Raw genomic sequence first — 1,194 nt, 5'->3', positions numbered from 1 at the left:
TTTAGGAATAAACCTACTATTTTTCAAGCTGTGTAGCCTCGTTTTTCCATTACCTACACTTTTTCAGCAAGCCCTAAATACAATTGAATAATAATGATAATCAAACAAGGGAGGGTAAGAGTGTGAGAGTCCGCCGACGGCGGACTCTCACACCAGCAGCGATTATCATTATTAATAATTTGTTTGCTCACTCTACTGTAGTTTAGACTAAATAAAGATGAGAACGGTGGCCAAAGAAGAACTAGAGCCACCGCGCTGGGAGAGAATAAGGGTGAAAAATAAAACCTATCCACTCCTTAAATGAACAGTGAACGATTAAAGGACTTTCGTCAAGCAGCATACGAGTTATTGGTACGAGGCAAGGATGCAACATTCGAGCTGATGGATGCAGTGATGACAACCAGAAATGCGTCATGTTTAGCGGAATTTTCGCTCAATCCCTTATTCAATCGTCAATGGCCAAGCGTATACGAAGCCTTACAAGACTGTAGACCAGACCGGAAAAAACTGATGATGCTGTATCTCCAGCAATTAGAACAGCAGGTACCAGCAACGGAACACGTTTTAGTGGCAATTGACCACACTGCATGGGCGAGACCAGACGCTCAAACCTTAAAAGACAGAACCCATGAATATCAGCAGGGCGTCATTATTGGACAGGGGTACAGTACAATTGCGTGGATACCGGAAGCACAAGGAAGTTGGGCCTTACCCCTACTACATGAACGAATTAGTAGTTGGTCTTCACCAATAGAAAAAGCAGCTTCCCAACTCAAACTTGTTTGTGAACAGAGCATCAATAAGCGTCTTAGCAGTTTTAGATAGAGAATATGGCAATGCAAGTTGGGTACTAGCTGTAGCAGATATTCAAGCTGATTGTTTAATCAATACTCCGGACAGTTTTTAAGCAGCGAGAGTACCATAGGATAAGACTGACGGAAGGTTAGGGTGATTTAAAATTAAATTCGGGTCTAAATCTAACTTATCAATAAAGGTGTAAAGTATATGCCTATTGAATTCAAGGCGTTTATAAGAAGCCATCGAAAACACGAATGGATCGGGAGAGGAATGACGATTATAAGCTTCATATTTGGCTAAGTTTAAAGCAGTCAGACTGGCATTAAAATGAAAATCCAGGCGTTGACCACTACAAGATTGGCAATCGGATAAACCTGTAAATTGTTTGGCATCACG

The 1,194-nt window shown here is 41.4% G+C and carries 1 protein-coding gene and 1 pseudogene; one reads left to right on the top strand and one right to left on the bottom strand.

Features of this window, described 5'->3' with window-relative positions; genetic code table 11:
• Window positions 1–510 precede the first annotated feature (510 nt).
• Window positions 511–825 carry a hypothetical protein gene (locus QUB70_RS32520; RefSeq protein WP_332985928.1) on the top strand — a complete coding sequence of 105 codons (315 nt, stop codon included), beginning with the start codon at window positions 511–513 and terminating at the stop codon, window positions 823–825.
• A gap of 78 nt (window positions 826–903) precedes the next feature.
• On the opposite strand, the pseudogene QUB70_RS32515 reads toward QUB70_RS32520, so the two are convergent.
• Window positions 904–1,194: pseudogene (locus QUB70_RS32515) on the bottom strand (transposase); the annotation flags it as partial.

The sequence above is a fragment of the Microcoleus sp. A003_D6 genome (assembly GCF_036702825.1).
In the GTDB taxonomy this organism is placed as follows: domain Bacteria; phylum Cyanobacteriota; class Cyanobacteriia; order Cyanobacteriales; family Microcoleaceae; genus Microcoleus.
This window is presented reverse-complemented; position numbering and strand designations above follow the sequence as displayed.

Coding starts and splice junctions, on each gene's coding strand:
- QUB70_RS32520 (WP_332985928.1), top strand. CDS start 511: ATGATGCTGTATCTCCAGCAATTAGAACAGCAGGTACCAGCAACGGAA.